General features: G+C 72.3%; 19 protein-coding genes. 10 read left to right on the top strand and 9 right to left on the bottom strand.

Annotated elements, in window-relative coordinates; all coding sequences use genetic code 11:
* Window positions 1–65: 65 nt before the first annotated feature.
* Window positions 66–1,046: an NAD(P)H-quinone oxidoreductase gene (locus ACH5A8_RS10830; RefSeq protein WP_399000279.1), complete on the top strand. Its 981-nt coding sequence runs from the start codon at window positions 66–68 to the stop codon at window positions 1,044–1,046.
* Window positions 1,047–1,077: 31 nt separating this feature from the next.
* Here ACH5A8_RS10830 and ACH5A8_RS10825 read toward each other — a convergent pair whose 3' ends face one another.
* The gene (locus ACH5A8_RS10825; RefSeq protein WP_399000277.1) at window positions 1,078–1,782 is read right to left on the bottom strand and encodes a hypothetical protein; all 705 of its coding nucleotides are present in this window, start codon (window positions 1,780–1,782) and stop codon (window positions 1,078–1,080) included.
* A 257-nt stretch (window positions 1,783–2,039) separates the two neighbouring features.
* Here ACH5A8_RS10825 and ACH5A8_RS10820 point away from each other — a divergent pair, with 257 nt between their 5' ends.
* Both ACH5A8_RS10820 and ACH5A8_RS10815 read left to right on the top strand, forming a co-directional pair.
* Window positions 2,040–2,663 carry a PadR family transcriptional regulator gene (locus tag ACH5A8_RS10820; RefSeq protein ID WP_399000275.1) on the top strand — a complete coding sequence of 208 codons (624 nt, stop codon included), beginning with the start codon at window positions 2,040–2,042 and terminating at the stop codon, window positions 2,661–2,663.
* Window positions 2,664–2,769: 106 nt separating this feature from the next.
* Entirely contained in the window at window positions 2,770–3,309 is a 540-nt protein-coding gene (locus ACH5A8_RS10815; protein ID WP_399000273.1) for a bacterial proteasome activator family protein, read from the top strand.
* Between the two features lie 252 nt (window positions 3,310–3,561).
* Here the strand turns inward: ACH5A8_RS10815 and ACH5A8_RS10810 are convergent, their stop codons facing one another.
* A complete protein-coding gene (locus ACH5A8_RS10810) occupies window positions 3,562–5,214 on the bottom strand; it encodes a protein kinase (protein WP_399000271.1) in 1,653 nt (550 codons plus the stop codon).
* 441 nt (window positions 5,215–5,655) lie between these two features.
* On the opposite strand from ACH5A8_RS10810, the gene ACH5A8_RS10805 reads away from it, so the two are divergent.
* Window positions 5,656–7,350 (top strand): protein kinase, encoded by a 1,695-nt coding sequence (locus ACH5A8_RS10805; RefSeq protein ID WP_399000270.1) that lies wholly within the window; start codon window positions 5,656–5,658, stop codon window positions 7,348–7,350.
* Between the two features lie 117 nt (window positions 7,351–7,467).
* Here ACH5A8_RS10805 and ACH5A8_RS10800 read toward each other — a convergent pair whose 3' ends face one another.
* On the bottom strand, window positions 7,468–8,484 hold the full coding sequence (locus tag ACH5A8_RS10800; RefSeq protein ID WP_399000268.1) for a phosphotransferase: 1,017 nt from the start codon (window positions 8,482–8,484) through the stop codon (window positions 7,468–7,470).
* 529 nt (window positions 8,485–9,013) lie between these two features.
* Here ACH5A8_RS10800 and pdhA point away from each other — a divergent pair.
* From pdhA to ACH5A8_RS10785, 3 genes are read left to right on the top strand one after another with little or no spacing between them, the layout of a single operon-like run.
* The gene (gene pdhA, locus ACH5A8_RS10795; RefSeq protein ID WP_399000266.1) at window positions 9,014–10,243 is read left to right on the top strand and encodes a pyruvate dehydrogenase (acetyl-transferring) E1 component subunit alpha; all 1,230 of its coding nucleotides are present in this window, start codon (window positions 9,014–9,016) and stop codon (window positions 10,241–10,243) included.
* Between the two features lie 2 nt (window positions 10,244–10,245).
* A complete protein-coding gene (locus ACH5A8_RS10790) occupies window positions 10,246–11,256 on the top strand; it encodes an alpha-ketoacid dehydrogenase subunit beta (protein ID WP_399000264.1) in 1,011 nt (336 codons plus the stop codon).
* Between the two features lie 11 nt (window positions 11,257–11,267).
* A complete protein-coding gene (locus ACH5A8_RS10785; RefSeq protein WP_399000262.1) occupies window positions 11,268–12,707 on the top strand; it encodes a dihydrolipoamide acetyltransferase family protein in 1,440 nt (479 codons plus the stop codon).
* 225 nt (window positions 12,708–12,932) lie between these two features.
* On the opposite strand, the gene ACH5A8_RS10780 is transcribed toward ACH5A8_RS10785, so the two are convergent.
* The gene (locus tag ACH5A8_RS10780) at window positions 12,933–13,784 is read right to left on the bottom strand and encodes a D-alanyl-D-alanine carboxypeptidase family protein (protein WP_399000259.1); all 852 of its coding nucleotides are present in this window, start codon (window positions 13,782–13,784) and stop codon (window positions 12,933–12,935) included.
* A gap of 247 nt (window positions 13,785–14,031) precedes the next feature.
* On the opposite strand from ACH5A8_RS10780, the gene ACH5A8_RS10775 reads away from it, so the two are divergent.
* Together ACH5A8_RS10775 and ACH5A8_RS10770 are read left to right on the top strand one after the other, a co-directional pair.
* A complete protein-coding gene (locus ACH5A8_RS10775; RefSeq protein WP_399000257.1) occupies window positions 14,032–14,682 on the top strand; it encodes a GntR family transcriptional regulator in 651 nt (216 codons plus the stop codon).
* Entirely contained in the window at window positions 14,679–15,998 is a 1,320-nt protein-coding gene (locus ACH5A8_RS10770) for a nitrate/nitrite transporter (RefSeq protein ID WP_399000255.1), read from the top strand. The genes ACH5A8_RS10775 and ACH5A8_RS10770 overlap by 4 nt, the downstream gene beginning before the upstream one ends.
* Window positions 15,999–16,065: 67 nt before the next feature.
* Here the strand turns inward: ACH5A8_RS10770 and ACH5A8_RS10765 are convergent, their stop codons facing one another.
* Window positions 16,066–16,890: a maleylpyruvate isomerase family mycothiol-dependent enzyme gene (locus ACH5A8_RS10765; RefSeq protein WP_399000253.1), complete on the bottom strand. Its 825-nt coding sequence runs from the start codon at window positions 16,888–16,890 to the stop codon at window positions 16,066–16,068.
* A 220-nt stretch (window positions 16,891–17,110) separates the two neighbouring features.
* Here ACH5A8_RS10765 and ACH5A8_RS10760 point away from each other — a divergent pair, with 220 nt between their 5' ends.
* On the top strand, window positions 17,111–17,905 hold the full coding sequence (locus tag ACH5A8_RS10760; RefSeq protein WP_399000251.1) for a carbon-nitrogen family hydrolase: 795 nt from the start codon (window positions 17,111–17,113) through the stop codon (window positions 17,903–17,905).
* Window positions 17,906–17,927: 22 nt separating this feature from the next.
* Here the strand turns inward: ACH5A8_RS10760 and ACH5A8_RS10755 are convergent, their stop codons facing one another.
* From ACH5A8_RS10755 to ACH5A8_RS10740, 4 genes are all read right to left on the bottom strand, one after another.
* A complete protein-coding gene (locus ACH5A8_RS10755) occupies window positions 17,928–18,422 on the bottom strand; it encodes an LURP-one-related/scramblase family protein (protein WP_399000249.1) in 495 nt (164 codons plus the stop codon).
* Window positions 18,423–18,696: 274 nt separating this feature from the next.
* Complete coding sequence (locus ACH5A8_RS10750; protein ID WP_399000248.1) at window positions 18,697–18,948, bottom strand: DUF6458 family protein; 252 nt, start codon at window positions 18,946–18,948, stop codon at window positions 18,697–18,699.
* Between the two features lie 157 nt (window positions 18,949–19,105).
* Entirely contained in the window at window positions 19,106–20,428 is a 1,323-nt protein-coding gene (locus ACH5A8_RS10745) for a M18 family aminopeptidase (protein WP_399000246.1), read from the bottom strand.
* 141 nt (window positions 20,429–20,569) lie between these two features.
* A complete protein-coding gene (locus ACH5A8_RS10740; protein WP_399000244.1) occupies window positions 20,570–22,396 on the bottom strand; it encodes an acyl-CoA dehydrogenase in 1,827 nt (608 codons plus the stop codon).
* Window positions 22,397–22,540: the final 144 nt, after the last annotated feature.

The following is a 22,540-nucleotide window of genomic DNA, read 5'->3' as shown; positions in this document are numbered from 1 at the left end:
GTCCGCACCACCTGCGCGGCGGCGCGACCCGCGGACCGGTGGCGCGCAGGAGTAGCGTCGACGCCATGCATGCGATCACGATTCCCGAACCCGGCGGTCCCGAGGCTCTGGTGTGGGACGAGGTGCCGGATCCCGTGCCCGGCGAGGGGGAGGTGCTGGTCGAGGTGGTGGCCAGCGCCGTCAACCGCGCCGACATCCTGCAGCGGCAGGGCCACTACGACCCGCCGCCCGGCGGCTCCCCCTACCCCGGCCTGGAGTGCTCCGGCCGGATCGCCGCGCTCGGCGCCGGAGTGTCCGGCTGGGCGGTCGGCGACGAGGTCTGCGCACTGCTCGCGGGCGGCGGCTACGCGGAGAAGGTCGCCGTACCGGCCGGCCAGCTGCTGCCCGTGCCCGAGGGCGTCGCCCTCAGGGACGCGGCGGCGCTGCCCGAGGTGGTCTGCACCGTCTGGTCCAACGTCTTCATGATCGCCCACCTCCGCCCCGGCGAGACCTTCCTGGTGCACGGCGGTTCCAGCGGCATCGGCACCATGGCGATCCAGCTCGCCAAGTCCGCCGGGGCGCGGGTCGCCGTCACGGCCGGCACGAAGGAGAAGCTCGACCACTGCGCCGAGCTGGGCGCCGACATCCTCATCAACTACCGCGAGCAGGACTTCGTCGAGGAGATCCGCCGGGCCACGGACGGCGCCGGCGCCGACGTCATCCTGGACAACATGGGCGCGGCCTACCTGAACCGCAACGTGAAGGCCCTCGCCGTCAGCGGACGCCTCGCGATCATCGGCCTTCAGGGCGGCGCCAAGGGCGAGCTGAACATCGGCGCCCTGCTCGCCAAGCGGGCCGCCATCAGCGCGACCTCGCTGCGGGCCCGCCCCCTCGCGGAGAAGGCGGCCGTGGTGGCGGCCGTGCGCGAGCACGTGTGGCCGCTGATCGCCGACGGCCACGTCCGTCCGGTCGTCGACCGGGAGGTGCCGATGAGCGAGGCGGCCGCAGCCCAGCGGGCCGTGGAGGAGAGCGGCCACATCGGCAAGGTGCTGCTGGTCACGTCCTGAGGGGAGCCCCCGCCCGCGAACGGGCCGGGACTCAGCTCCTGCGCAGCCGGAGGGCGACGAACGCCAGCCCCAGCCCGAGACCGATGAGGACCAGCCCGCTGCCCAGGGGCAGGAGCTGCAGGGCGTGTCCGGTGGCGCTCTCGGACCGGGCGTCCGGCTCGGGCGCGCGCGGGTCGGACGCCCCGGACGGCGGCTGAGCCGCCGCGGACAGGGACGCGGCGGCCGGCACCGTGGCGGTCGGGGAGCCGCCCGGCCCTCCGGCGACCTCGTCACGGCGCCGGCCCCCTCTCGGCGCCGCGCCGCCCTCCCCGCCCCGTCCGTGCGACCGTTCCGGCCGGTGCCGGTCCTCGCCCGCCGGGCTGTCGTCCTGCGTCGCCTCGGCCGCGACGGGCCGGGACGAACGGGGCGGGGCGGAGACGGCCGGGGAGGGCGGCGCGGAGGCGGTGGGAGCGGCCGGGCGGGACGACCGGGCGGACGGTCCGACGGGCGGGCGGCGGCCGGCCACCGGCGACGCGGCGGGAGTGCCGTGCGCCGAGGGCGACGCCGCGGAAGAGGAAGAGGCGGGAGCGGAGGCCGACACGGACGCGGAGGGGGCGGCGGGTGCCGGGGCCGAGGCGGTCGTGTCCGGCCTCGACACGGCCCCGCAGGCCGCCGCGGGCCCGCCGGGCAGCCCGGCGGCCCCGATCGCCATCAGCACTCCTGCCGTACGCAGGGTGACGCGCGGCCATGCGGTCACTTCGGGACCCCCTCACGGTGCCCGGTCGGCGGAGCGCTGCCCAGCGCCCCGGCGGTTCGGCCGGCCGGTGATCCGGCGATCGGTGCTCCGGTGGCTCGGCGGTCCAGTGGTCCAGCAGGTCGGCGAGGCCGTGCGACGGCGGTGCGGGGGAACGCGGCGCGGTGCGACGGCGGTGCCGTGGAACAACACTCACATCACCGGAGTGATCCGGCACTCCGGGCTGGTCCGCCGGGCCGAACGGGTCGCACAATCCGGTTATGTCGATACGCCATGGGCTGCTGGCGCTCCTGGAGGCCGGCCCCCGCAACGGCTCCCGGCTGCGCGCCGATTTCGAGGCGCGCACGGGAGCGGCCTGGCCGCTGGACCCCGGCCGGGTCTGCGTCGCCCTCGGGTGCCTGGAACGGGACGGCTGGGTCGCCCGGCAGGGCGTGGACGAGGCCGGACGGGTGATGTACGCGCTGACCGCGGCGGGCCGCGCGGAACTGCGGTCCTGGTACGTGCGCCCCGTGCCGCGCACCGGGCCGCCCCGCGACGAGCTCGCCGTCAAGCTGGTGCTGGCGGTGACGGCCCCGGGAGTGGACGTGCGCGAGGTCGTCGACGTCCAGCGGCGGCACGCGTCCGAGGCCCTGCAGGACTACGTGCGGCAACGGGCCGAGGTCCTGGCCGAAGGGCCGGGGCGGCCCGAGGAGGTGGCCCGGCTGCTGGTCCTGGAGCAGCGGATCTGTCACGCGGAGGCCGAGTCACGCTGGCTGGACCACTGCGCGGCCCGCCTGCTGCGCCTGCACCTCACGGACGGCGAGACCGGTGAGGGCGGCGGGAGGGGCGAGGACGGCGGGCGGGGCGAGAGCGGCGGGAGGGGCGAGGACGCCGCCCGTTCCTGACGTCCGCCCGGCTCGCACCCGTGTCCGAACCGCCGCGTACAGGGTGGATCACCTTCCGCAGGGGGCACCAAGGAGATGTGACGCACCCGTGCGAGAGAATGGCGGCATGGAGATGCCGAGGAACGAACGGTCGCCGGAGAACCCGCAAGTCCTGGTCGTGGGCCAGGACGGCTTGGCGCTCGGCGGGGGAGGCGACGACGAGTCCCGCGAGATCCCGGTGACGGAGCAGGTGGAGCAGCCCGCCAAGGTCATGCGGATCGGCAGCATGATCAAGCAGCTCTTGGAGGAAGTGCGCGCCGCTCCTCTGGACGAGGCCAGCCGGGTCCGTCTGAAGGAGATCCACGCGAGCTCCGTGAAGGAGCTGGAGGACGGCCTCGCGCCGGAGCTGGTGGAGGAGCTGGAGCGGCTCTCCCTGCCGTTCACGGACGAGGGCACCCCCAGCGACGCGGAACTGCGGATCGCGCAGGCCCAGTTGGTGGGTTGGCTGGAGGGTCTCTTCCACGGGATCCAGACCACGCTGTTCGCCCAGCAGATGGCCGCCCGCGCCCAGTTGGAGCAGATGCGCCGCGCGCTTCCCCCGGGCGTCGGTCACGACGGCGGCGACGACCCCCGCACGGGCGGCCGCTCGGGCGGACCGTACCTGTAGGGACTTCAGGCGCCGCGTACACCGAGGGCCCGGCGGGCGACCGCCGGGCCCTCGGTGTACGCGGAGGACCCCGCCGCCGAAGGCCGCCTGAACACACGTCAGCCGCCTCCGCCGGACCGGCACCCGCTCAGACGCCCACGCCGGACCGGCATTCACTCAGTCGTCCACCCCGGGCCCGGGCCTGTCCTCAGTCGTCCACCCCGGACCGGGGCCTGTCCTCAGTCGTCCGCCCCGGACCGGAGGCCCGCCCCGTCACTCCGGCGGGTTGCCGGTCGAGACCTTCAGTTCGACGGTCGGCGGGTGCTGCTGGTCCACGTCCGAGTCCGCGGTCGGGAACTGGTCCAGGACGGTGCCCTCGCCCCAGGTGTTGTCGTCCACGGGAGTGATCTTCATCTTCCAGCCCGCGGCCTGGAAGCAGGTCTTCACGGACTGGATGTACTTGTACTGGAAGTTCGGCAGCCGGACCTTGTCCGGGTCGTCGTAGGACTCCCGCGGCTCGCTGCACTCGGCCTTGTCGATGGTCTTCGAGGTGTCCGGCCCGCGGTAGCCCGGCGCGTGGCTGGAGGCCGTCGCGCTGGGGCTGCCGCTCCCGCCGCCCTTGGCGTCGTCGTCGCTGCCGCCGTTGACCAGCAGCGCGGCGATCAGCCCGCCCACCGCCACCAGCGCGACCACGATCGAGCCGATGACGACCGGCCTGCCGCTCCGGCCGCCCTGCGACGGGCCCGGGGCGCCGGTGGCCGGGGGCGTCAGGTTGTACGGCGGCGGCGTGGCGCTCTGCTGCGGTCCGTACCCGGCCGGACCCGGCGCCGGGTAGCCGCCGTGCTGCGGGTAGCCGTACGCGGGCGCGGGCGTCGCCGGCGGCGGGGTGCCGTACGGGTTCGGCGTCGGGGCCTGGTTCGGCTGGTACGGGGTCTGCACGCTGCCCACGGGCGGCGGGGCCGTGTCGACCGGCGGGAAGACGGCGGAGCCGACGCCCGCTCCGCTCGACGTCGGGGCGCCCGGGACGATGCTGGGCGGGGCCGCCTGGAAGGAGGCCGCCACCCGCGTGCACTCGTCGCGCATCGACTCGGCGTTCGGGAAGCGCTCGTTGGGGTTCTTCTTCAGCGCGCGGGCGATCAGCGCGTCCACCGCGGGGGGCAGGGAGCGGTTGACCGAGGAGGCCGCGACGGGCTCCTCCTGCACATGCGCGTACGCGATCGCCAACGGGGAGTCGGCGTCGAACGGGAGCCGCCCGGTGACCAGCTGGAACAGCATGATGCCGACCGAGTACAGGTCGGAGCGCGCGTCCACCCCGCGCCCGAGCGCCTGTTCGGGCGACAGGTACTGCGGGGTGCCGACGACCATGCCGGTCTGGGTCATCGAGGTGACGCCGGACTGCATGGCGCGGGCGATGCCGAAGTCCATCACCTTGACGACGCCGCGCTTGGTCATCATCACGTTGCCCGGCTTGATGTCGCGGTGGACCAGCCCCATCTCGTGGCTGATCTCCAGCGCGGCGAGCACGTCCGCGGTGACCTTCAGCGCCTTGTCGACGGGCATCGCGCCGAACTGCCGTACGTCCTGGTCGAGCACCGAGCCCAGCGGCCGGCCCTCGATGTACTCCATGACGATGTACGGCGTCGCCATGCCGTCCAGCTCGTCCTCGCCGGTGTCGAAGACGGAGACGATGTTGGTGTGCGTGAGCTTGGCCACTGCCTGGGCCTCGCGGCGGAACCGCTCGCGGAAGGCGGGCTCGCGGCCCAGCTCCGTGTGGAGCGTCTTGATCGCGACCTGACGGTCGAGCACGGCGTCGTAGGCGAGGTGCACCGAGGCCATGCCGCCCTCGCCGAGCAAGTCGCGCAGCTGATATCGGCCGCCGGCCAGCGCCCGCCCCGTGAACCGGCCCTGTGCGCCGTCCTGGCTCATCTTCTGCGTCCCCCATAGGCGCGCGGGCCGGCGGCCGCCGTGCTCGCGCGATCGGCTGTCCGTCGACCCGTTCCGCGACCGGCCGACCGGCCGGCCCCGCGGCCGGGCTGCCCGCCGGACCGTGTGAACCGGAGCGCGCGACCGGATCCCGATGATCGAAAGTGCTATTCCCGGCCAAGTCTGCCCCAGGGCACCGACACGTCAAGCTCGGTGCCCGTTCCGTGACCGTACGCGAAAGAAGCGTCGCGGAAGCGTTACAGCAGGCGTACGGCCGGTACACGGGATTTGCACGACCATGGCCGCACGGGGTTTGATGGCCGGTCCGTCCCGGACCGGTCCCCGCGGCGAACCTGGACCGGCGGCTTGCGCCGAGCCTGTAGCGTGGCCGACGGAGACCGTGACAGCACCGCGCACCGCGGGCAGAAACGACGGCGAGGACTGATGGCACAGACGCAGCGCGCCCAGGGCCCGTCCGACCCCGAGGGTGGCGGCGGCATGTCGGACGCGCCGGAGGCATGGGGCAACGGCGGCCTGGTCGGCGACGGCCGGTACCGGCTGACCCACCGGCTCGGCCGGGGCGGCATGGCGGAGGTGTTCGCGGCCGAGGACGTGCGCCTCGGACGCACCGTCGCGGTGAAGCTGCTGCGCGCCGACCTCGCCGAGGACCCCGTCTCCAAGGCCCGCTTCACGCGTGAGGCCCAGTCGGTCGCCGGACTCAACCACCACGCGATCGTCGCCGTGTACGACTCCGGCGAGGACTTCGTCGGCGGCCAGTCCGTGCCGTACATCGTGATGGAGCTGGTCGAGGGCCGCACCATCCGCGACCTGCTGCTCAACGCCGAGGCGCCGGGCCCCGAGCAGGCGCTGATCATCGTCTCCGGGGTGCTGGAGGCGCTCGCCTACTCGCACCAGCACGGCATCGTGCACCGCGACATCAAGCCGGCCAACGTCATCATCACCGACAACGGCGCGGTGAAGGTGATGGACTTCGGCATCGCCCGGGCCCTGCACGGCGCGTCCACGACGATGACGCAGACCGGCATGGTCATGGGCACCCCGCAGTACCTCTCCCCGGAGCAGGCGCTCGGCAAGGCCGTCGACCACCGCTCCGACCTGTACGCGACGGGCTGCCTGCTGTACGAACTCCTCGCGCTGCGGCCCCCGTTCACCGGTGAGACCCCGCTGTCGGTGGTCTACCAGCACGTCCAGGACATCCCGGTGCCGCCGTCGGTGACCTCCGACGGCGGCTGCCCGCCGGAGCTGGACGGCCTGGTCATGCGCTCGCTCGCCAAGGAGCCGGACGACCGGTTCCAGACGGCCGAGGAGATGCGCGGGATGGTCCAGTACGCGCTGCAGATGCTCTACGACCAGGGCGGCCACACCGGCACCTGGAACACCGGCCCGGTGGCGGCGCCCGACGGCCGCCACACCCCCGCGGCGGGCTTCGCCGGCACGACCGTGCTGCCGCACGCGGGCGACCCCGGCTCCGGCACCACGCAGATCCCCCAGCCGATCCTGCCCGCCGGGTACGGCAACGGCGACGACGGCGGCTTCGAGGGACACGGCAACCAGGGCAGCGGCCGCGGCAAGCTGTGGATCCTCGCCGTGCTGGCGGTGATCGCCGTCGCGGCGGGCGTGGCGCTGGCGCTGAACCACTCCGGCGGCTCGGGCGGCGGGCAGGACCCGGCCACCACCAAGTCGCCGTCGGCCTCGCAGTCCACCAAGGACGACCAGCCCAGCCCCTCCGCGAGCGACGAGTCGACGAGCGGCCCGTCGGACACGTCGACGGACCGGGACAACGGATCGAACGGCGGCTCGGGCTGGGGCGACCACCCGCCGTCGAAGCAGCCGTCGTGGTCGCCGTCGGAGACGGCCTCGGACGAGCCGTCGGGCGAGCCGAGCACCGGAGACCAGTCGACCCCGTCGAACCAGTCCCCGTCGCAGAACGCGAACGGCAGCGGCGACAACGGCGGTACGGACACGGGCACCAGCGCCGGCAGTGCGGGCAGCGCCGGCAACGGCGGCAACGGCGGTTCGGACGACGGCGGTACGGGGGACACGGCCGGCAACGGCGATGCCGGCGCTGCCGCCGGTACCGCCGCCGGGGCCGCGAACACCGGCGTCACCGGCAACTGATCATCCTTCACGCGCGCGTGGACCCGCATCGGGCCTCCACGCGCGCGTGCGTGTTTCCCGGCGTCCGCCCGTCCGGCGTCCGCCCGCCCGGCGTCCGCCCGGCCCTCGCCCCGCCCCTCACTCCGCGAAGGCCCCGCACACCGCGTCGTACTCCCGGGTCCACCACACGACGAGCGCGGAGGCGGCCGGGAACTGGGGGTCCGCGCGGGTGTCGCCGCGCTCGTAGTGCCAGCGCAGCATCCAGAAGTCGTTCAGGCGCTCCCACCACACGCGGTGCACGGCCGCCGCGAGCTCCGAGGGCGTGGCGCCCGCCGAGCGCCGGTACGCGCGCGCGTACGCCCTGATCTTGGGCAGGTCCAGGGCGCCGGCCGGCCGCACGAAGAAGATCACGGCGGCGCGCACCGCCTCCTCCGCGCGCGGCTGCACGCCGAGCCGGTCCCAGTCGACGATCGCGGCCGGGGCGTCGCCCTTGTAGAGCAGGTTGAACGGGTGGAAGTCGCCGTGCACCCAGCCGGTCGGGCCGCCGCGCGGGGGACGCCGGTCGGCGTGCTGTTCGAGCAGCGCGCGGCGCTCCACGAGCCGGTGCCGGGCCAGCTCGTCGAAGGCGTCCGCGGGGCGGTGGCGGCGGACGTGGCCGAGCAGGTCGTCGATCAGGGCGAAGGTGTCGGCGGGATCGGCGCTCTCGACGGGGTGGGGGCCGGCGGCGGGGCGGGTGTGCCGCTCGGGCGGCATCACGCGCTCCAGGCAGGCGTGCACGGCCCCGAGGAGAGCCCCCAGGCGGGTGCACTGGCCGGTGGTGAGCTGGCCGCCGTGCCGGTGCCCGCCGTCGACCCAGGGGTGGAGCGCGTAGGCGTGGCCGCCGACGACGGCGACCGTGCGCCCGTCGCGGGCGGCCAGCGCGGGCGCCACCGGGACGCCCAGGTCGGCCAGGCGCCGGGTGGCGCGATGCTGGCGGGCGATCGCCGCGGGGTCGGCGGTGTCCGGATCGAAGTGGTGCTTGAGGAAGTAGCGGCCGCGTGTGGTGCACAGCCGGTAGCCGCGGTTGAGCAGGCCCTGGTCGACCGGTTCGCAGGTGAGGGCGGAACCGGCCGCGTACTGGCGCAGTAAGGCGTTCAGAGGGGGCGCGTGGGGCACAGGGGGTGGTACACATGAGCGCGGCACGCGCCAGATGTTAGGGCACTCGCCGAGGCCGTGAGCTGGGCGTTGTCACAGGCTGTCGTCCGCAGTCGCAATCGGTCACATAGGGTCGCCGACGTGGTCCGCGGCCCGCTGCGCCGCCCGGCTCCGGGACCGCCTGCCGGTGACCACCGTCAAGAGTGGTTCCGGCCACCCGCCGGCCCTTCCCGACCAGGGGGTGAGCGGGATAACGTGCCGGTGTTCCGGCCCCCTGCAAGGCTGTGACCAGCGGCTCCCCCGAAAGTCCGGCGAAGTACTTGGTCGTCCAAGCGAAAATACTTGGATATCCAAGGAAACACGCAGGTCAGAGGGGGTTTCACAGAAATGTGGAGCACTGGGTAACGTGGCTGTTGCAGGGCGCTCGCCGGGGCACCTGTCACGCCTGTTCCCGGCCGAGTGGCACCCACCCCGTGCCCGGTGGTCCAAAACAGGTGAGCCGCACTGGCCTACCGGCAACCCCGGGGGCCGGACCGACGGAGGAGCACACGTGACCGTGGAGAGCACTGCCGCGCGCACACCGCGACGCAGCGCCGGGAGCAAGGCCGGTTCGTCCGGCACGAAGGCAGCCGGCACCACCGGTACCAAGCGCACCACCCGCACGACCGCCAAGAAGGGCGCCGACGCCGCGAACGGCGACGGCCCCCAGCTCGTGCAGCTGCTGACCCCCGAGGGGAAGCGCGTCAAGAACGCCGAGTACGACGGCTACGTCGCCGGCATCACCCCCGAGGAGCTGCGCGGCCTGTACCGCGACATGGTGCTCACCCGCCGCTTCGACGCCGAGGCCACCGCCCTGCAGCGCCAGGGCGAGCTGGGACTGTGGGCCTCGCTGCTCGGCCAGGAGGCCGCCCAGATCGGCTCCGGCCGCGCCACCCGCGAGGACGACTACGTCTTCCCCACCTACCGTGAGCACGGTGTCGCCTGGTGCCGCGGGGTCGACCCGACCAACCTGCTCGGCATGTTCCGCGGGGTGAACAACGGAGGCTGGGACCCCAACAGCAACAACTTCCACCTCTACACGATCGTCATCGGCTCCCAGGCGCTGCACGCCACCGGCTACGCCATGGGCGTCGCCAAGGACGGCGCCGACTCCGCGGTCATCGCCTACTTCGGCGACGGCGCCTCCAGCCAGGGCGACGTCGCGGAGGCCTTCACCTTCTCCGCGGTCTACAACGCCCCCGTGGTGTTCTTCTGCCAGAACAACCAGTGGGCGATCTCCGAGCCGACCGAGAAGCAGACCCGGGTGCCGCTCTACCAGCGCGCCCAGGGCTTCGGCTTCCCGGGCGTGCGCGTCGACGGCAACGACGTACTGGCCTGCCTGGCGGTCACCAAGTGGGCGCTGGAGCGCGCCCGCGCCGGCGAGGGCCCCACCCTGGTCGAGGCGTACACGTACCGCATGGGCGCCCACACCACCTCCGACGACCCCTCCCGCTACCGGGGCGACGAGGAGCGGCTGGCCTGGGAGGCGAAGGACCCGATCCTGCGCCTGCGCCGCCACCTGGAGGCCTCGAACCACGCGGACGAGGGATTCTTCGCGGAACTCGAGACCGAGAGCGAGGCGTTGGGCAGGCGAGTGCGCGAGGCGGTCCGCGCCATGCCCGACCCGGACCACTTCGCGATCTTCGAGAACGCGTACGCGGACGGGCACGCGCTCGTCGACGAGGAGCGCGCCCAGTTCGCCGCCTACCAGGCGTCGTTCACGGACGCAGAGGGGGTCTGAGCATGGCGACGGAGGCTGTGACGGTGAAGGCTGTGTCGGCCAGGAGCATGCCCCTGGCCAAGGCGATCAACGAGTCGTTGCGCCGCGCTCTGGACGAGGACCCGAAGGTCCTGGTCATGGGCGAGGACGTCGGCAAGCTCGGCGGCGTGTTCCGGGTGACGGACGGCCTGCAGAAGGACTTCGGCGAGAGCCGCGTCATCGACACCCCGCTGGCGGAGTCCGGCATCGTCGGCACCGCGATCGGCCTGGCCCTGCGCGGCTACCGCCCGGTGGTCGAAATCCAGTTCGACGGATTCGTCTTCCCGGCGTACGACCAGATCGTCACGCAGCTGGCGAAGATGCACGCCCGCTCGCTGGGCAAGGTCAAGCTGCCCGTCGTGGTCCGCATCCCCTACGGCGGCGGCATCGGCGCGGTGGAGCACCACTCCGAGTCCCCCGAGGCGCTCTTCGCGCACGTGGCCGGCCTGAAGGTGGTCAGCCCGTCCAACGCGTCGGACGCCTACTGGATGATGCAGCAGGCCATCCAGAGCGACGACCCGGTGATCTACTTCGAGCCCAAGCGGCGCTACTGGGACAAGGCCGAGGTCGACACCGAGGCCATCCCCGCCCCGCTGCACAAGGCGCAGGTCGTCCGTGAGGGCACCGACCTCACCCTGGCGGCCTACGGCCCGATGGTGAAGCTGTGCCAGGAGGCCGCCGCGGCCGCCGCCGAGGAGGGCAAGTCCCTGGAGGTCCTGGACCTGCGCTCGGTGTCCCCGCTGGACTTCGACTCGATCCAGGCGTCGGTGGAGAAGACCCGCCGCCTGGTGGTGGTGCACGAGGCGCCGGTGTTCTTCGGCTCCGGCGCGGAGATCGCCGCCCGGATCACCGAGCGCTGCTTCTACCACCTGGAGGCCCCGGTCCTCAGGGTCGGCGGCTACCACGCGCCGTATCCGCCGGCGCGCCTGGAGGAGTCCTACCTGCCGGACCTGGACCGCGTGCTCGACGCCGTCGACCGCTCGCTGGCGTACTGAGGGAGAGGGTCGTGACGACGATGACCGACGCGTCCGTGCGCGAGTTCAAGATGCCGGATGTCGGCGAGGGCCTGACCGAGGCCGAGATCCTCAAGTGGTACGTCCAGCCGGGTGACACCGTCACCGACGGCCAGGTCGTGTGCGAGGTCGAGACGGCCAAGGCGGCCGTCGAGCTGCCCATCCCCTACGACGGCGTGGTGCGCGAGCTGCGCTTCCCCGAGGGCACCACGGTGGACGTGGGCACCGCCATCATCGCGGTGGCGGTGGCCGGCGCGGCCCCGGCGGCCGAGGACCGGGACGAGGCCCCGGCCCAGGCTCCCGCGGCGGCCGAGCCGCAGCAGGCCGAGGAGCCGGCGCCGCAGGGCCGCCAGCCGGTCCTGGTCGGCTACGGGGTCTCCACGTCCGCCACCAAGCGCCGTCCGCGCAAGGGCCTTGAGGCCGCCCCCGCCGAGCAGGCCCCGGCGGCCCCCCGGCCGGAGCTGAACGGCCACGCCGGAGCGGCCGCGCCCGCTGCCGCTCCCGTGAAGGACCGGCCGCTGGCGAAGCCGCCGGTGCGCAAGCTGGCCAAGGACCTGGGCGTGGACCTGACGACGGTGGTGCCCTCCGGCCCGGACGGCGTCATCACGCGCGAGGACGTGCACGCGGCGGTGGCCGCGGCGTCCGCCCCCGCGCAGACGCCGGAACCGGTGGCCGCCCCGGCGGCGCCGGCTGCCCCGGCGGTCCCGGCGCCCGCACAGCCGTACGACGGCGCCCGCGAGACGCGCGTCCCGGTGAAGGGCGTCCGCAAGGCCACGGCGGCGGCGATGGTCGGCTCCGCGTTCACGGCGCCGCACGTCACGGAGTTCGTGACGGTGGACGTGACGCGGACGATGAAGCTGGTCGAGGAGCTGAAGCAGGACAAGGAGTTCAGCGGCCTGCGCGTGAACCCCCTCCTGCTGATCGCCAAGGCCCTGCTGGTGGCCGTCAAGCGCAACCCGGACATCAACGCGTCCTGGGACGAGGCCAACCAGGAGATCGTGCTCAAGCACTACGTCAACCTGGGCATCGCCGCGGCCACCCCCCGTGGCCTGATCGTCCCGAACATCAAGGACGCCCACGCCAAGACGCTCCCGCAGCTCGCCCAGGCGCTCGGCGAGCTGGTGTCGACGGCCCGCGAGGGCAGGACGTCCCCGGCGGCGATGCAGGGCGGCACGGTGACCATCACCAACGTCGGCGTCTTCGGCGTCGACACCGGTACGCCCATCCTCAACCCGGGCGAGTCCGCGATCCTCGCGGTCGGCGCGATCAAGCTCCAGCCGTGGGTGCACAAGGGCAAGGTCAAGCCGCGTCAGGTCACCACCCTGGCGCTCTCCTTCGACCACCGGCTGGTCGACGGCGAGCTGGGCTCGAAGTTCCTGGCGGACGTGGCGGCGGTCCTGGAACAGCCGAAGAGGCTGATCACCTGGGCGTGACGGCGCCGACCGCGTGACCTGGAGCGCCTGGAGGGGGCGGCCGCAACGTCGGATTGCGGCCGCCCCCTCCTTCCCGTTCCCGGGCCGGCCCGAGCGGGCCGCGGGTCAGGACCGGTCGAGTGCCGCTGCCGCCAGTCGCCCGGCGCGGCGGTCGGAGAATCCGGCCTGATGGGCGAAGGGCCCGCCGCCGGTCGGCGACAGGCCCTTCGCGGTGCGTCCTCGGGCTCAGCCCAGGCGGGCGAAGCCGTAGTTGAGGAGCTTGGTGGCGTCGGTGGAGCGCTGGTTGATGGACGAGGAGGCGAGGACCGTGCCGATGACGGTCTTGCTGCCCCGGGTCGCGGCGAAGACCAGGCAGTACTTGGCCTCCGGGCCCGATCCGGTCTTCACGCCGATGGCGCCCTTGTAGCTGCTCAGCAGCGTGTTCGTGTTCGTCCACGTGGCCATCTTGCGGGTGCTGCCCGTCTTGGTGATGGTCTTGGCCGTGTACGACTTGGTCTTCACGATGGCGCGGAAGTTGGCGTTCTTCATCGCGCTGCTGGCGATTTTCGTCAGGTCGCGCGGCGTCGAGTAGTTCTTGCCGTTGCCGATGCCGTCGAACGAGTCGAAGTGCGTGTTCTTCAGCTTCAGGTCCTTCGCGGCGGTGTTCATCTTGCCGATGAAGGACTTCACGCGCGCGGACATCGTCGAGCCCGTGCCGTACTTGTCGGCCAGCGCGTACGCGGCGTCGCAGCCCGACGGCAGCATCAGCCCGTACAGCAGCTGACGGACGGTCACCTTGTCACCGACGATGAGGTGCGCCTGGGAGGCGTTGTTCCTGACGACGTAGTCGCTGTACGCCTTCTGGATGGTGACCTTGGCGTCGAGGTTGAGGTTCTTCTGCGCCAGCACGACCTTCGCGGTCATGATCTTCGTGGTGGAGCCGGTGGACAGCTTGGTGTCCGCGGCCTTCGTGTAGAGCGACGCGCCGTTGGCGTTGTTCATCGCGTAGCCGCCCTTGGCCACGATCGACGGCGCGGTGACGGCCTGCGCGGGCACGGTGGTGAGCGCCCCGGCGGTGAGGACGGCGCCGGTGGTCATGGCGACGGCAGCCGCTCTGCGGAGACGAATGGCCTTGATGCCGGTTTTCAAGTGAGGTACCCCGAATACGTTGAATGCCCCTACAGTGCGGCGGAGTTGAGTACCCAGCGAAGTGGGGCCGCACGTGTCTGACTCGTAACTAGCACAGAAGGTTGTGCGGTTGCCCGGTCGGGTTCCCCACCGGTCCGCCCGGTCCGCATGCTGGACGGGGCGATTCTTGTGTACGTGTTGTATCTATGATGTGGCCATGACCTTGTCCGTGAAGCAGCCTCCTGCCGCCGACCGTGTGTACACCCACGTCAAACAGGCCGTCCTCGACCGCCGCTACGAGGGCGGGACGCTCCTGACCGAGGGCGAGCTGGCCGAGGCCGTCGGAGTGTCGCGCACTCCGGTGCGCGAGGCGCTGCTGCGGCTGGAGGTCGAGGGGCTGCTCAAGCTCTACCCGAAGAAGGGAGCCCTCGTCCTGCCGGTCTCCGCCCAGGAGATCACGGACGTCATCGAGACCCGGCAGCTGGTCGAGGGCCACGCGGTCAGGAAGGCCGTGCCCGCCCCGGCCGCGCTCCTGGAGCGGCTGGAGGAGCTGCTCGAACAGCAGAAGCGGCAGGCCGCCACCGGCGACTACGCGGCGGCCGCCGTCACCGACCGCTGCTTCCACGCCGAGATCGTCCGCAGCGGCGGCAACGCGATCCTCTCGCGCCTCTACGACCAGCTGCGCGACCGGCAGCTGCGCATGGGTGTCGCCGTCATGCACTCCCACCCCGACCGGATCGCCAAGACGCTCGCCGAGCACGAGGCGATCCTGCGGGCGCTGCGCGAGGGCGACGCGGAGGCCGCCGTCGCCATCGTGCACGGACACGTCAGCTGGTTCTCCAACCTGGCCCGGGGTGAGGTCCGATGAGCTCCTCGACCAGCCGGCCCACCGCCCCCGTGACGCTGCCGGGCGACCCGCCCGGCGGGCGGGACGCGGTCGCCGTGTGGAGCATCGGCGTCGCCGTCTACTTCGTCGCCGTCATCTTCCGCACCTCGCTCGGCGTCGCCGGACTCGACGCCGCCGAGCGCTTTCACGTGAACGCCTCCGCGCTGTCCACGTTCTCCATCCTCCAGCTGCTCGTCTACGCGGGCATGCAGATACCCGTCGGCCTGCTGGTCGACCGGCTCGGCACCAAGAAGGTGCTGGGCATCGGCGTCGTCCTGTTCACGGCCGGCCAGCTCGGCTTCGCCTTCTCGCCGTCGTACGGCACCGCGCTGGCCTCCCGGGCGCTGCTCGGCTGCGGCGACGCCATGACGTTCATCAGCGTGCTGCGGCTGGGCACCCGCTGGTTCCCCGCCCGGCGCGGGCCCCTGGTCGCGCAGCTCGCCGGGCTCGTCGGCATGGCGGGCAACCTGGTCTCCACGCTGGTGCTGGCCCGGGTGCTGCACAGCGTCGGCTGGACCTGGGCGTTCGCCGGCAGCGCGCTGGCCGGCGCGGTGGTGCTGGCGCTGCTGGTCCTGTTCCTCAAGGACCACCCCGAGGGCTTCGCCCCCGAGCCGCCGCAGCACCAGGGGGCCGCGTACGTGCGCCGGCAGATCGCCGCCTCCTGGCGGGAGCCGGGGACGCGGCTCGGGATGTGGGTGCACTTCACCACGCAGTTCCCGGCGATGGTGTTCCTGCTGCTGTGGGGGCTGCCGTTCCTGGTGGAGGCGCAGGGGCTGTCCCGGGCGACCGCCGGCGACCTGCTGACCCTGGTGGTGCTGTCCAACATGGCCGTCGGACTCGTCTACGGACAGATCGTCGCCCGGCACCACGCGGCGCGGCTGCCGCTGGCGCTCGGCACGGTCGCGGCCACCGCCGTCATGTGGGCGGCGACACTGGCGTGTCCCGGCGGCCGGGCGCCGATGTGGCTGCTGGTGGTGCTGTGCGTGGTGCTCGGGGCGTGCGGGCCCGCCTCGATGATCGGCTTCGACTTCTCCCGGCCGGCCAACCCGGCCGAGCGTCAGGGGACCGCCTCCGGCATCACCAACATGGGCGGTTTCGTCGCCTCCATGACGACGCTGTTCGCGATCGGTGTGCTGCTGGACGCGACCGGGGACGACTACCGGGTCGCCTTCTCGGCCGTGTTCGTGCTGCAGGCGCTGGGGGTCGGTCAGATCCTGCGGCTGCGCGGGCGGGCGGCCCGGCGCGAGCGGGAGCGACTGGTGGCGAGCCGGGTGGAGACGGTGCACGTGCCGGTGTGACGGGGCGGACGGCGACCTGCTCGGTGGGGTGAACCGGGGGCGAGTCCACCCGCCCCCGCCCTGACGCCTACTGCGTCACCGTGAAGTTCCGCAGGATGGCCGACGTCAGTTCCGGGTCGCCGTCCGTCTTCACGCGGTCCGTCACCGCCTCCGGGGAGACCCGGCCGCAGGCGAGACGGACGTAGGTCTCCCAGTCGAGGGCGACGGTCGCGGCCGGGCCCAGCGCCGGGGCCGTCTCCAGGGTGCCGCGCCCCTGGATGTCGACGCGGATCGTGCGCAGGAACTCCACCGGACCGTGCACGTCGAAAACGATCGCCGAGCTGCGCGGCGCGTCGGCCTTCTCCGCGACCACGCGCGGCAGGGCGTCGAGCAGGTAGTCGCGGGCGACGAGCGCGCCGGGCGAGTCGAGGTCGCCGGGCCGGCCGAGGGCGGCGCGCAGGTCCTGCTCGTGCACCCAGATGTCGAACGCGCGGTAGCGCATGGACTCCTCGAGGGTGATCTCCGCGCCGAGCGGGCCGCGCACCTTGGTGCCCGGGTCACGGGACTCGTTGCGCAGCTGGCGGTTGCGGCGGATGACCGTGTACTCCAGCTCGGAGGTCATCTCCGGCGCCGTGTGGTGCCGGCGGACGTCGACCTGCATCTCCATGTAGCGCTGGTGCTCGTTGGTGACGTGGAACAGGTCGCGCGGCAGCGAGTGGATGGGACGTGGGTCGCCCAGGGCCTCGCAGTCCATGCCGATGACGTGCGAGACGACATCGCGGACCGACCAGCCGGGGCACGGGGTCCGCCGGTTCCACTCGCCCTCCACGAGCGGCTGCACCAGCTCGGATATCGCCTCGACGGAGTGGGTCCAGGCATCGGCGTAGGGCTGGAGGGTGGGATGCAGACTCACGGAACGGGACCCCTCGGCGGTCGGTACACGGGCAGGTGGTGGCGGCATTGCCAGTGGGCGGTGGCTGCTGTCGGCGGGTGTCTTGGGATTCTCCCGCGCTCTCGCTCCGCTTCGAGCGGGGAGGAACCCCAAGTTACGCTGCTGTGAAGCACCCCGGCAGTGCTTTCGTGTGACGATCGTAGGCCTGTGTGGACAACTCGATTGCCAGGACGGTGGTAGTGTGCGCGCCTCGCTGATCCAGATCGCCGTGGACGAGGACGAACCGGTCGCATCCCGGCGGCGCCGGGCGGCCGCGCTCGTGCGCGAACAGAGCGGCGCCGACCTCGTCGTGCTGCCGGAGCTGTGGACCACCGGGGCCTTCGCCTTCGAGGAGTTCGACGGCGCGGCCGAGCCGCTCGAAGGACCGACGTACGAGGCGATGGGCGAGGCGGCGAGCGACGCGGGCGTGTGGCTGCACGCGGGGTCGATCCCCGAACGCGCGCCCGACGGCACCCTCTACAACACCTCCCTGGTCTTCTCCCCCTCGGGCGACCTGGCCGCCTCCTACCGCAAGATCCACCGCTTCGGCTTCGACAAGGGCGAGGCCGTGCTGATGGGCGCGGGACGCGAGCCGGTGACGGTCGCCCTGCCGGACACCACGCTCGGTCTGGCGACCTGTTACGACCTCCGTTTCCCCGAGCTCTTCCGCTCCCTCGTCGACGCCGGGGCCGAGACCCTGGTGGTCCCGGCGGGCTGGCCGGAGCGCAGGCGCGCGCACTGGACGCTGCTGGCCCGGGCGCGGGCGGTGGAGGACCAGGCGTTCGTGCTCGCCTGTGGAACGGCCGGCGCCCACGCCGGGGTTCCCCAGGCCGGTCACTCGATCGTGGTGGATCCCTGGGGCGAGGTCCTGGCCGAGGCCGGTCACGAGGAGGAGGTCCTCAGGGTCGACTTCGAACCGGGCAGGGTCGCCACGACGCGTGAGCAGTTCCCGGCCCTGAAGGACCGGGTGCTCGGCCTGGAGAAACCGCGCCGCTGACCGGGGGGGCCACGGGCAGGTTCTAGCGCTCGTCCCGCTCCTTCTCCGCCAGGTGGATCACGCAGACGGCCACCGCGATCAGCAGCGCCGGGTCGGCGTCGTCCCGTACGACGTCGACGCCGTAGGTGTCGACGAGGCTCAGCCATCGCCGGGAGATCACCGCGAGCAGTTCGCCGTCGTACTCGACGGCGAACTCCCGGTCGAGGATCTTGCCGCTGACGTCCAGCTCGGTGCCGTCGACGAGGGCCACCCGGTAGTGGTTGCGCAGCAGCGACAGCCGTTTGCGGCGGATCTTGGCCAGGGCCTCGCCGTCCCGCTCGATCACCATGGTCTCCCGCAGGGAGAGCATCTTCTGGTGGATGTCGATCAGCACCCGGCCCCGGGCGTCCTTCAGCTCGAAGGTGTCCCGCAGCCGCATCGCCTTGCCGTCGACGAGGAACACCTTGTCGCCGTGCTCGTCCTCGATCCAGTAGTCGTCGCCGATGCCCAGGATCCGGTCTCGTACGAGGAATCTCATGCTCTGACCGTTTCCCCGGCCCGTCGCCCGGCACGCCGCGGCTGGGCCGACGGGCTGAGGCCGGTCTGCCACCGAGCCGGCGGCATCCGGCCGGGCCGGCGCCTGCCGCTCGGTCGCTCACCGTCTTCGGCTCCGTCGATCAGGGCGCGGGAAACGGTCCTTCCCGCGCCCTGGAGATCGACCACGCCGTGCCGGAGGGCGTCCCGCACGTCTCCGCGATGCCGCCTCGTGCGACGGCGTTCGGCGACGCCATGCGTGTTGCCGTACGGCGCCGTCAGACGCCGTACCCGTCGCTGTAGCCGTCGCGTGCGTGGTGGTGCCGTTCCTCTTCCACGACCGCGGTCGTGGGGGGCACCATCACGCGGCGGCGCCGGGCGATGCTGCTGAACGTCGTCACGCCGATCACGCCGACGATCATGAGGATCACGCCGACCATGTGCAGGTTGACGCCCTGCATGTGCCAGTCGGTCGCGAACGTGAGGATGGCTCCCACGGCGATGAGGATGATGCACCCGCCGAGGCCCATGAGTGTCGCCTCCTAGTCCGGTGTCAGGTCCGGTGGTTCCGGCCTGTCCGGTCCCTTCCGGTCAACTCCGGGTACCCGCCCGCCCGGTGGACATGCGGCGGTGGCCCCTCATGGGTCGTTCGGCGGGTCGCCCGCGGGCTCCCCGCGGCCGGGCCGGTCAGCCCTCCAGGAACGCCACCAGCGCGTTCGCCAGCAGGAACGGGTCGTCGGCGGCGCACAGTTCGCGCGCGCTGTGCATGGAGAGGATGGCCACGCCGATGTCGACGGTCCGGATGCCGTGCCGGGCCGCGGTGATCGGGCCGATCGTCGTGCCGCACGGCATGGAGTTGTTGGACACGAAGGACTGGAAGGGGACGCCCGCCTTCTCGCAGGCCGCCGCGAACACGGCACGGCCCGAACCGTCGGTGGCGTAGCGGTTGTTGACGTTCACCTTGAGCAGGGGGCCGCCGCCGGCGCGCGGGTGGTGGGTCGGGTCGTGACGCTCGGCGTAGTTCGGGTGGACCGCGTGGCCGGTGTCCGAGGAGAGGCAGACCGTGCCGGCGAACGCGCGCGCCCGGTCCTCGTAGGACCCGCCGCGGGCGAACACCGAGCGCTCCAGCACGCCGCCGAGCAGGGGCCCGTCGGCGCCGGTGTCGGACTGGGAGCCGTTCTCCTCGTGGTCGAAGGCGGCCAGCACCGGGATGTACGGCAGGTCGGCGCCGCCGGTGGCCACCGCGGCCAGGGCGGCCGTGCCGGCGTGCACGGACAGCAGGTTGTCCATGCGCGGGCCGGCCATCAGCTCGCGGTCGCGGCCCAGGTAGGCGGGCGGCTCCACGGAGTGCGTCATCAGGTCCCAGCCGGTGACCTCGCCCGCGGGCAGGCCCGCCTCGTGCTCCACGAAGGCCATCAGGTCGCCGTCGCGGACGTCGTCGCCGAGGCCCCACACCGGCTGGAGGTGCCGCTGCTTGTCGAGCTTGAGGCCGTCGGTGGAGACGGCGCGGTCCAGGTGGATGGCGAGCTGGGGGACGCGCAGGAGCGGGCGGTCGACGTTCACCAGGCGCGTCGAGCCGTCGCGCAGGGTGAGCCGGCCGGCCAGGCCCAGGTCGCGGTCGAGCCAGGAGTTCATCAGCGGGCCGCCGTAGATCTCCACGGCGACCTGGCGCCAGCCGTGCGCCCCGGTGTCCGGCAGCGGCTTGACGCGCAGGTTGGGGGAGTCGGTGTGCGCGCCGACGATGCGGAAGGGGGTGTGCGGCGCGGCGCCCTCGGGGACGTACCAGGCGATGATCGCGCCGCCGCGCAGCACGTACTTCCCGCCCGCCCCCGTGGCGGAAGCCTCTGACGTCGCCGTGTCCCAGGCGTCCGTCTCGGCGACCTGACGGAAGCCCGCCTTCTCCAGCCGCGCGGCGGCGTTCGCCACGGCGTGGTACGGCGACGGGCAGGCCGCCAGGAAGGACATCAGGTCGTCGGTATGGCCTCGGTCGAAGGGCCGGCTTGTGCTCATGGGTTCACCTTAACGACGGACGAGGGTCCGCTCCCGGTGTGGGAGCGGACCCTCGTGCGGGCCTCGTACGGAACGCGGCGGGTGCGGTGGCGTCACCGCGCCGTCGGGACGCCGTCGCGGGGACGGCTCGGGGCGGGGCTCCTAGAAGGCGGCCTCGTCCAGCTCCATCAGGTCCAGGTCGACCTTCTGCGACAGCTTGCGGGCCAGCGTGACGCCCGGCAGGACGTTGGCAGCGAAGAACTTCGCCGCCGCGATCTTGCCCGTGTAGAACGGCTTGTCCTTGGCGGAGGCGGTCTCCAGCTTCTCGGCGGCGATCGCCGCGCCCTTCAGCAGCAGGTAGCCGACGACCACGTCGCCGGAGGCCAGCAGCAGGCGGGTGGTGTTCAGGCCCACCTTGTAGATGTTCTTGACGTCCTGCTCGGTGGCGGCGAGGTCGGTCAGCATGACGCCGACGACGGCCTCCAGCTCGACGGCGGCCTTGGCCAGGTGCTCGCGGGCCTCGGACAGTTCGGCGCCGCCGGTGCCCAGGGCGAGGAACTTCTTGATGTCCTCGGCGAGCGAGTTCAGCGCGGCGCCCTGGTTGCGGACGATCTTCCGGAAGAAGTAGTCCTGGCCCTGGATCGCGGTGGTGCCCTCGTAGAGGGTGTCGATCTTGGCGTCGCGGATGTACTGCTCGATCGGGTACTCCTGCAGGAAGCCGGAGCCGCCGAAGGTCTGCAGGGACTGGGCGAGCTGCTCGTAGGCCTTCTCGGAGCCGTAGCCCTTGACGATCGGCAGGAGCAGGTCGTTGAGGGCGTGCTCGGCGGAGGCGTCCTCGCCGTTCGCCTCCTTGAGCTGGATCTCGTCCTGGACCGAGGCGGTGTACATCACCAGGGCGCGCATGCCCTCGGCGTACGCCTTCTGGGTCATCAGCGAGCGGCGCACGTCGGGGTGGTGGGTGATGGTGACCTTGGGCGCGGCCTTGTCCATGAAGTTGGCCAGGTCCGGGCCCTGCACGCGCTCCTTGGCGTACTCCAGCGCGTTGAGGTAGCCGGTGGAGAGCGTGGAGATCGCCTTCGTGCCGACCATCATGCGGGCGAACTCGATGATGCGGAACATCTGGCGGATGCCGTCGTGCTTGTCGCCGATCAGCCAGCCCTTGGCGGGGTGCTGGTCGCCGAAGGTCATCTCGCACGTGTTGGAGGCCTTCAGGCCCATCTTGTGCTCGACGTTGGTGGCGTAGACGCCGTTGCGCTCGCCCAGCTCGCCGGTCTCGAAGTCGAACTCGTACTTCGGGACGAGGAAGAGGGACAGGCCCTTGGTGCCGGGGCCGGCGCCCTCGGGACGGGCGAGCACGTAGTGGAGGATGTTCTCCGACATGTCGTGCTCACCGGAGGTGATGAAGCGCTTCACGCCCTCGATGTGCCAGGAGCCGTCCTCCTGCTGGACCGCCTTGGTGCGGCCGGCGCCCACGTCGGAGCCCGCGTCGGGCTCGGTGAGCACCATCGTGGAGCCCCACTGGCGCTCCACGGCGATCTTGGCGATGTGCTTCTGGACCTCGTTGCCCTCCTCGAAGAGGATGCCGGCGAACGCGGGGCCCGAGGAGTACATCCACACGGCCGGGTTGGCGCCCAGGATCAGCTCGGCGTAGGCCCAGATCAGGGAGCGCGGCGAGGTTGTGCCGCCGATCTCCTCGGGCAGGCCGAGGCGCCAGTACTCGGAGTCCATGAAGGCCTGGTAGCTCTTCTTGAAGGACGCCGGGACCGGGGCGGTGTGGGTCTCGGGGTCGAACACCGGCGGGTTGCGGTCGGCGTCGGCGAAGGACTCCGCCAGCTCGTTCTCGGAGAGGCGGGTCAGCTCCTCCAGGATGCTCTTGGCGGTCTCGGTGTCCATCTCGGCGAACGGACCCGTGCCGTACAGCTTGTCGCGTCCGAGGACCTCGAAGAGGTTGAACTCGATGTCGCGGAGGTTGGACTTGTAGTGCCCCATGGCCACGGCTCCCGTCGAGGACTCGGCGAGGCACTGTCTCCTCGCATCTGGTTCGCGTACCAACTAGTAGCTCCGATGATGCTACCCGTCGGTAATAAGAAGCAACCCCTGACGGTGCGTCTGTGACGCGTCTCTAATCCGGAC

Source organism: Streptomyces sp. NPDC018610 (assembly GCF_044391765.1).
Lineage (GTDB): Bacteria > Actinomycetota > Actinomycetes > Streptomycetales > Streptomycetaceae > Streptomyces.
The sequence above is the reverse complement of the archived record's forward strand: the minus strand, read 5'-3'. Positions and strand labels throughout refer to the sequence as shown.

Coding starts and splice junctions, on each gene's coding strand:
- ACH5A8_RS10750 (WP_399000248.1), bottom strand. CDS start 18,948: ATGGGCCTCGGCGGGTGCATCATCCTCATCGCCGTGGGAGCCATCCTC.
- ACH5A8_RS10820 (WP_399000275.1), top strand. CDS start 2,040: ATGTCGATACGCCATGGGCTGCTGGCGCTCCTGGAGGCCGGCCCCCGC.
- ACH5A8_RS10770 (WP_399000255.1), top strand. CDS start 14,679: ATGAGCTCCTCGACCAGCCGGCCCACCGCCCCCGTGACGCTGCCGGGC.
- ACH5A8_RS10740 (WP_399000244.1), bottom strand. CDS start 22,396: ATGGGGCACTACAAGTCCAACCTCCGCGACATCGAGTTCAACCTCTTC.
- ACH5A8_RS10780 (WP_399000259.1), bottom strand. CDS start 13,784: ATGACCACCGGCGCCGTCCTCACCGCCGGGGCGCTCACCACCGTGCCC.
- ACH5A8_RS10790 (WP_399000264.1), top strand. CDS start 10,246: ATGGCGACGGAGGCTGTGACGGTGAAGGCTGTGTCGGCCAGGAGCATG.
- ACH5A8_RS10810 (WP_399000271.1), bottom strand. CDS start 5,214: ATGAGCCAGGACGGCGCACAGGGCCGGTTCACGGGGCGGGCGCTGGCC.
- ACH5A8_RS10815 (WP_399000273.1), top strand. CDS start 2,770: ATGGAGATGCCGAGGAACGAACGGTCGCCGGAGAACCCGCAAGTCCTG.
- ACH5A8_RS10745 (WP_399000246.1), bottom strand. CDS start 20,428: ATGAGCACAAGCCGGCCCTTCGACCGAGGCCATACCGACGACCTGATG.
- ACH5A8_RS10805 (WP_399000270.1), top strand. CDS start 5,656: ATGGCACAGACGCAGCGCGCCCAGGGCCCGTCCGACCCCGAGGGTGGC.
- ACH5A8_RS10830 (WP_399000279.1), top strand. CDS start 66: ATGCATGCGATCACGATTCCCGAACCCGGCGGTCCCGAGGCTCTGGTG.
- ACH5A8_RS10775 (WP_399000257.1), top strand. CDS start 14,032: ATGACCTTGTCCGTGAAGCAGCCTCCTGCCGCCGACCGTGTGTACACC.
- ACH5A8_RS10755 (WP_399000249.1), bottom strand. CDS start 18,422: ATGAGATTCCTCGTACGAGACCGGATCCTGGGCATCGGCGACGACTAC.